7 protein-coding genes are annotated in these 8,053 nt (G+C 42.1%); all 7 read right to left on the reverse strand.

Going from position 1 to position 8,053, the window contains the following annotated elements; translation table 11 throughout:
- Positions 1–81: 81 nt before the first annotated feature.
- Complete coding sequence (cas9, locus tag KH943_RS07955) at positions 82–3,018, reverse strand: type II CRISPR RNA-guided endonuclease Cas9 (RefSeq protein WP_304109795.1); 2,937 nt, start codon at positions 3,016–3,018, stop codon at positions 82–84.
- A gap of 220 nt (positions 3,019–3,238) precedes the next feature.
- Positions 3,239–4,543 carry an MFS transporter gene (locus KH943_RS07960; RefSeq protein ID WP_304109797.1) on the reverse strand — a complete coding sequence of 435 codons (1,305 nt, stop codon included), beginning with the start codon at positions 4,541–4,543 and terminating at the stop codon, positions 3,239–3,241.
- Positions 4,527–5,207 (reverse strand): thiamine phosphate synthase, encoded by a 681-nt coding sequence (gene thiE, locus KH943_RS07965; protein ID WP_304109799.1) that lies wholly within the window; start codon positions 5,205–5,207, stop codon positions 4,527–4,529. Before thiE ends, KH943_RS07960 begins: the two co-directional genes overlap by 17 nt.
- 10 nt (positions 5,208–5,217) lie before the next feature.
- Positions 5,218–6,027: a bifunctional hydroxymethylpyrimidine kinase/phosphomethylpyrimidine kinase gene (gene thiD, locus KH943_RS07970; RefSeq protein WP_304109801.1), complete on the reverse strand. Its 810-nt coding sequence runs from the start codon at positions 6,025–6,027 to the stop codon at positions 5,218–5,220.
- Positions 6,020–6,811: a hydroxyethylthiazole kinase gene (gene thiM, locus KH943_RS07975; RefSeq protein WP_304109803.1), complete on the reverse strand. Its 792-nt coding sequence runs from the start codon at positions 6,809–6,811 to the stop codon at positions 6,020–6,022. The genes thiD and thiM overlap by 8 nt, the downstream gene beginning before the upstream one ends.
- A 14-nt stretch (positions 6,812–6,825) precedes the next feature.
- Positions 6,826–7,473, reverse strand: coding sequence for a thiaminase II (gene tenA, locus KH943_RS07980; protein WP_304109807.1), 648 nt, complete (start codon positions 7,471–7,473; stop codon positions 6,826–6,828).
- Between the two features lie 9 nt (positions 7,474–7,482).
- Positions 7,483–8,053 (reverse strand): ABC transporter substrate-binding protein (locus KH943_RS07985; RefSeq protein WP_304109805.1); only part of this gene is annotated, 571 nt, incomplete at its 5' end.

An 8,053-nucleotide genomic window follows, 5' to 3' on the forward strand; every position in this document is an offset into this window, starting at 1 on the left:
CGGGGGCCGAGACAAGGCCCAACTGATTCTCCTTTACAATCTCCTCGCCCTCGCCGCCTCCGCAAAACAAGATAGGAACGCCTAACGGCAGCAAATCAATAATGAGAATAAGAATGTTGCATTTTCATCCATTATCTCCCATTCATTTTCTTCTTTACCCTGTGTTGCAGCCCTATTCGGCAAAATTCCTTTTGCAACCTGCCAAGTATAAATCGGCACAAGGAAATACTTTCCACTTTTGGTAAAGACATCCACCCTTACCATTGAAGCATTATCTGCCACTCCATTACCATCGCGTACAAGCACACCTGATTTTTGTACTTGCTCCACTCGAACTGCTTTTACCACTGTGCCACCTTTTTTCACAAAAGGTTCCGCAAAGGCTTTTATTGGATCATTATTAAAGTCTTCTAGACGTGCTTTTAATCCTTCATAAAGGGCTTTTTCACGTTCACGATTCACCATTTTCTCTAAGTCTGCTAATTTCAGCTGCGTAAGTGGAACTTTCAATATACTTACGCCTTCTTCTAAACGCTTGGCTGATTTAATCGTCTCCTTATGCCCTTGCCCTGTCATTTTCCTCGTTGGCATACGTGATACAAATAACGGTCGAACAAATTCATGGTTAGCTTCAGGACGATCTGGCAAAGAATTTTCTAACTCTAATTTAGGGTTGTCACTAAAAATTCGAATTTCTACATCTTGTTTAAAGAAAGTCCAAGGTGTTGGGAAATGAAGTGGAATGATTTCCCCCGTTTCATAATCAACACGTTCACCAGTAAACACATTCCCTGCTTCATAACGTACAAATCGAGTGATTTTTTGTTGCATAGCTACTGTTGAACAAGCAACTATTATGGCATCTAACGCATGGTGACGATCATTATCCTCACGCGATTTTGCTAATCCCCAACGGCTGCGTAACAAAGCAGTAATTTGTCCATTGGAAGCAAAAACCTTACGTTTACCTTCTCCAGTTAGATGCATATTTTCTGCAATAAAATTACACAAGAACCGAGCCACATAGCGTGTATCATTCAAATTACGCTCAATAAAACCTTTCTCATCTAACTTTTGTGTCAGAATCCGTTGTTTTTTAGCATAAGGGAATGAACTTGTTTCAACCCGTGCTCTAAATTTTTGCCAACGCTCGCTATTACTTTTCCCCTCTAGCCATTCAAATGGCGTGAGATTACTTTTACTTTGATTTTCATTGGCAAGCACTAACACTTTATTATTGAAGCTATCATCCCAAGTGCGAGAAAATGGCAAGACGTGATCTACTTCCACATAACCTTTCTCCAATAATCGGTGTAACTCAAGCGGCTTACCCGAATACAAACACTTGGCTTGCTGCTGATCATACAAACGCATTTTGAGAATATCTTTCGCTTTTGGTTCACCAACAAAATTCGGGAATAATGCCTTAAATTCCTTTATGGCTTTTTCTCGTTGCTTGCGATTTTCTTCTTGACGGTTTTCAAGATCACGGCGATCTTTATGAGATTTTCCAACCTCTCGCCCTGTTTCAATATGAATACTCACAGGGGAACCATATTCACGCACGATGCCATTAATGACTTTTCTGGCTTGAGTGAGTGTTCGCAACACGACAGGATTACGAATTTCGTCAGCAGGGATTTGTGGCAACAAGCGGTGATTTTCTGCTGGTTTTTTACCATAATGATCGCCATATACTGCCGCACAGGCTTCATCATAGCGTTTCCCTTGTAACATCAGTGGCAAGATCTTGCTGAGTGCTTTAAGAGAAAGCCGAATAAATTTATCGAAATTTAAATTTTCCAACAGTGCATTCAACACAGATGGTGATAATTTCCCACTTAACTGTTTTGTTATATCTTCATCGGTTTTATAGAGAGAAAACGCTATACCAATTTCATCTAATAAATCAGATTGTGTTTTAAGCAAATCCCATTCGGCTTTCAGATTATTGCTTTCCAAAGCTTTTCGAATTTGATGGAAGGCTTTCATTTCCATTAACGTGGTTTTGGTTTCTACCGCTTTTTTATCTTCACCTTTATAACGCAAGCCTTTGAAAATAGCATCATCAGACAAATTAAGTAGAGTGCGAACCTGCGCATAAGTAAGTTTTGCTTTTTCATAAGGTTGTTCAAGCAATGCAAAACGCTCATTATCTATTAATGCTCGTTCCAGCCCATTTTCTTGAATACGCAAATTATTCAGTTTCGTCAACCAAACAAAACGTTCTGCCGAATAAGTATTTTTTGCCGCTTTATATTCTTCAGGCTCAAAGGTACACTTACCTAGCATTTTTAGAATTTGCTCACCTGATAATGCTGGTTTTTGCCACATTAAAAGAGCGATCAGCTTTTCAAGTAAATTTGCATAAGCAAATGGATTACCAAACTGATTTTGTTGCTTAAAAAGCAATTCCATTTCATACAACAAATCTAAGCGGTTAAAGGTATGTGTATAAGCCCCACGCTGATTACGAATATGCCCGTCTTCCGATTCAAATTTTTTCACGGCTAATTCAGCAGGCGTGCGATAAGTTTCCGCTTGCAATAATTTATGGTTTTCTGACACGCCACTTAACAACGCACCAAGTTCTTTATTCTCACTTTTGCTCTCATTCTTACGTTTCGATAAATAACCTCGATGTTTGAGCAAATGCAATAACACAGCAGCCCATTCTTCTCGTTCAAGTTTACGATCTATCCCTTCAACACGCAGTTGCCACACATTATGGGAAAGCAGTCCATCAGAATCGACTAATAGTTTTTCTGCCTTTAACAACCGTTTGACTCTCTTTAATCGAACCGCTCGACGCTGTACTAACCGACGTGCTGAACGCGCCAAACGGCGAGATAATGCCAAACTTTCGCTGGTTTTAGGCACTTCCGCAGCCTCAAAGGTACGAACACCCACATCAATTAAACGAATCGGATTCCCTTTTTCATCAATTTCTACTATCGCCCAACCAACGGAAGCAATACCGAGGTCTAAGCCTAATACATAACGTAGTCTTGTCTCCATAAATTATTCCTTATCGTTTTTACAAAGAGTAAGTGGTTAAATTCTAACAGCTTTTTATTCAAAGAACATAAAAAAATTGACGAGAGAAAAAGAAAGAGATAGAATTCGTACCATTGTAATGGCACTGCGAAATGAAAAACGTTGTTACAATAAGAGATGAATTTCTCGCAAAGCTCTGCCCCTTGAAGCCTTCGTTTCAAGGGGCATCTTTTTGCCTTCTTTAAGCTAATGCATTATCTTTCGTTTCTGAAATAAACCACAACCCGACCAAGCTCAATACAGCGTTTAGGGTTAAATAAATGCCCACGCCTTTTAAACCATAGTTGGCGTTGAGTGGTAAAGCAATCACAGCTGCCACGCTTGCCCCGAATAAGCCTGCAATATTATAGGTTAAAGAGGCTCCTGAATAGCGAGCATGAGTGGGGAAGAGTTCAGGTAAAAAACTCGCTAATGGCCCATAACCCATTCCAATTAAGCCCATACCGATGATTAAAAACCAAAACAGACTAGCAGTTGTACCGTTTTCGAGAAATAACGGTAAGGATAAACCAAAAATCGCAACGCCAACAGTTGTCCAAATTAACCAAGCTCTTCGTCCGATTTTATCGATATATTTACCCGAGACTGCAATAGTTATTGCCAAAGAAACCGCACTTGCCATCAATAAAGCGGTAAAAATTTGCGGGGAAAATCCTAATCCCATTGCATAACCAGCTTCTGATACTGTTGGGGCAGATTTTGCATAAATTTGGCTGAATGCGATCATAATGTAAAACAAGACATAACCAGCAATGCAAACCAACATTCCTAAGAAAAACGGCTTAAAATGAGTAGTGACAACTTCCAACATTGGTAACCGTTTTGGTTGGGGTTTGTTGAGTGCGGCGAGGAAAATCGGGGCTTCAGTTAGTTTTAGGCGAACATATAAGCCAATTGCCACTAAGATAACGGAAGATAAAAACGGAATCCGCCACGCCCATTCCGCCATAGCTTCTTGCCCAAAAATTGCAGTAATGCCTAAGAATACGCCATTTGCCAACAACAAGCCAAGTGGTGCTCCAAGCTGTGGAAATGTGCCATACCAACCACGTTTACCTTCGGGAGCATTTTCGACCGCAACTAACGCTGCACCGCCCCACTCGCCACCTAAACCGATACCCTGCCCAATACGACACAAACAGAGCAAAATTGTCGCCCAAATACCGATGCTGTCATAAGTTGGCAACAAACCGATAACCACAGTGGAAACGCCCATCAACAGTAAGCTCATCACAAAAGTATTTTTCCGCCCGAAACGGTCACCGAAATGCCCGAACAATATTGCTCCCAAAGGACGAGCAATAAAAGTGAGTGCTAAAGTGGAAAGGGCGGCAATTTGCCCTGAAAGTGGATCTGCGGCATGGAAGAATTGATGGTTAAATACCAATACCGCAGCCATTGCGTAAATGTAGTTATCGAAATACTCAATTGCGGTGCCGACCATCGTTGCCGTCGCAACCTGTTTTAAACTATTTTGCGTATTCATCGCTTGCCTCCCGTAATGCTTTTGTTGCGGCTTGTACATTTTCTGCGTGACTGATGGCTGTAATTACTGCCACACCGTCCGCACCAAATTCTCGTAAGGTTTTAACGTGAGCTAACTTCACTCCACCAATTGCCACAAGCGGTTTAGTTATGCCCGCATTTCGCAAAGTTTGAATAAACACCATTCCTAGCGTTGGCTTTGGATTCTCTTTCGATTGCGTTGGGAAAATCGGGCCAATTCCAAAATAATCAATTTCCGCTAAATTTTCCCCAATTTTTGCCTCATCTAAACGGTTCACCGACCAACCAATAATTAGCGGTTTATCCGTTTTAGCTCGAATCTCTTGCACAGGCATATCGCTTTGCCCAACGTGAATACCATCCGCCTCGATTTCCAACGCCAAATCAACGTTGTCGTCCACAATAAACGGTACGCCATATTCACGGCACAAATCACGACAAGTAATCGCCAATGCCTTCTGTGCTGAGGGCGTATGTTCTAACGAAAATTTGCCTTTATCCCGAAATTGAAAGCAGGTAATCCCGCCTTCTAACGTTTGTTTTAGCACGAATAATAAATTTTCTGACAAGTTCTCGCCCAAATGACGGCAATCTTGCGTGCCTGCCACAAAGTAAAGCGGTAAAATTTCTTGAATATTTTTCATCTTTCAATCCTTAAAGGCGACTGTAAGCCCAATGATTTGTCGGCCCGTGTCCTTGTCCAATATTCAACGGGTGAGAAATCGCAGCGGTAATAAAATCTTTCGCTGTTTTTACCGCACTTTGCAATGGTTCGCCTTTCGCCAACTCTGCGGTTAAACAGGCAGAAAAGGTACAGCCTGTACCGTGTGTATGCGGCGTGTTGAAACGGGGGCTTTGCAAAGCGAAATATTCGCCGTTTTGTAAAAGGATCCAATCTTGGCACAGCTCACTTTGCGAATTGAGCGAATGTCCACCCTTAATAATCACATTCTTCGCCCCCTGTTTTTGCAAGGCTTTTGCGGCTTGTTGAATACTGATGTCGTCCACAATCGCAATCCCCGTTAATGCTTCCGCTTCGGGAATGTTCGGTGTAATCACGTCCGCCAACGGCAGCAATTTTTGGCTTAATGCACTCACCGCTTGATGTTGCAATAACGGTGCACCACCTTTGGCGATCATCACTGGGTCTAGCACCAGCGTGCCGAATGGTTTATCAGCAAGAAAATCTGCCACGCATTCAATAATTTCTGCATTGCCCAACATACCGATTTTGCAACTTGCAATTTGGAAGTCATTTTTGACCGCTTGCAGCTGGGCGGTAATGGTGTTGAGCGGAATAGTATGAATATCAAACACGCCAAGGGTATTTTGTGCCGTAACTGCCGTGATTACTGAAGTACCAAACACGCCTTGCATTTGGAAGGTTTTAAGATCCGCCTGAATGCCTGCCCCACCGCCACTATCTGACCCTGCGATAGTTAAAACTTGTTTCACGTTACTCATTAATACGCCCTCTTTGTCTAATGGTTTCAGGGGAAAGGGCAGCAAGTTCGTCCAACAAACGGATTTGGAATTGCCCCACTTGTGTGGTTAAGCTTTGTGCCGCACGCTCGCCAGCAATGGTGTATGCTACACAGGCTTCTAATGTTGCAGAAAAATAATTTCCTTCACTTACCGCTAAAAATGCAGCACACACGGCACTCAATAAACAGCCCGAAGCCGTAACTTTCGGGAACAATGGCGTGCCGTTGTGAATGGTCGCAGTTTGTGTGCCATCGCTGACAATATCCACCGCCCCACTAATCAACACCGTACAGCCATAGCGTTGAGCCACTTTCTTGGCAACGGCTTTTAAATCCACTTCGCCTTGCCCCGCATCTACACCTTTTGCTTGCCACGCCTCTCCTGCAATCGCAGCCAGTTCACCTGCATTACCACGAATAAGTGTGAATTTTACTTCTGCCAGCAATTGGCGAACGGTCTCACGGCGATAGCTCGTTGCCCCCACACCAACAGGATCTAACACTACAGGAATGCCGACCTCATTTGCCGTTTTTCCTGCCTGCAACATCGCCTCCCGATCTTTACCAATCAGCGTACCAATATTAATAACCAACGCTTGACTGATTTTCGGTACTTCCTGCATTTCTTCGATATTCGCCGACATCAAAGGCGAAGCTCCTAATGCCAACAAACCATTGGCACTAAAATTCGCTGCCACAATATTGGTAATGTTATGAATGAGCGGATTCTGCTCACGGATTTTGGATAGATAGATGGATTTCATTTTGTCTCCTGTTGTTATGCCAAATCCAACCCCATTTGCCAAAACGCAATTTCCATTCTGGTTGCAGTGGTAAAAATCTGTTGAATCTCGGCAAGCTGACTTAGGTTTAGCGGTTTGCAAAGTGCGGTAAGAAAATCAACGGTTTCTTGGGCAGCTTGTTGAAATTCCTCACTCGCATAGGTATCAATCCACGTTTGATAAGGATTGCTTGGTAGTTTTGGATAATTTTCTGTGATGTAGCGGGCGACTTGTGCGTAACCTAAAGCACAAGGTGTAACCGCTGCATAAAGTTCTGGTAAACCACCCGTCATTCCACAATCAAGCAGATAACGTGTATAGGAAATACATGCTGCACTTTCTGGTGTTTGGAATATTTCCTCTTCACTGATTTCCCATTGTCGGCAGTAATCCAAATGTAATTGGATTTCTTGGCAAAGAATCTCTAAGGTTTTGCGAGGTGTTTCCATTTCAGCGAAATTTTTTGCTTTATACACACCCAAAGCAAAAGCACGGCTGTAATGGAAAAGATAGATGTAATCTTGTTTTAAATAGTGTTGAAAACAAGCTTTTGGCAAGGTGCCTTTTGCAAGTTGTTGCACAAATTCATGCTCAACATATTGCTTCCAATAAGGTTGCGCTTGCTGAATGAGTTGTTCAATCATCATTTTCCCTTACTGTAATTCGACAGCATAGTCTTTCAATTCAAGTGCTTTTGGAATCAAGCCTTTTTGATGCATAAATTCCGCCATTTGTTGATAACGTTTGGCATCCAATTGACGAGGTTTCGTTGCTAATAAAGGTAGGGTATCTTTCCACGCTAATTGATTTAATTCTGTATTGAGTTCTTTTGACTTATAGCTCACAAATGCTTGCCATGCGTCATTTTGGTTGTTTTGTAGGTAGGTTGTAGCTTGTTCAAGTGCGGTCAAAAAATCGGAAATTTTTTTAGAAGCAAGACTGTTTTTGTTAGCAACTACAATCAATTCATCATAAGCCGGCACACCATATTCTTCAGGGAAAAATGCCACACCTTCTTGTTTTTCTAAATGGATTTGATTGAGTTCAAAATTGCGGAAAGCCCCGATGACCGCATCAACTTGTCCGGTTAAAAGAGAAGGGGAAAGTGACCAATTCACGTTTACTAATTTTACGTCTTGATTGCTGAGTCCAATAGAGCGAAGCATTGTGTCGAGCAACACATCTTCAAAGCCACTAACTGAATAGCCTACTTTTTTGCCTTTC

It is taken from the genome of Haemophilus parahaemolyticus (genome assembly GCF_018373095.1).
Classification (GTDB): Bacteria; Pseudomonadota; Gammaproteobacteria; order Enterobacterales; family Pasteurellaceae; genus Haemophilus_A; species Haemophilus_A parahaemolyticus_A.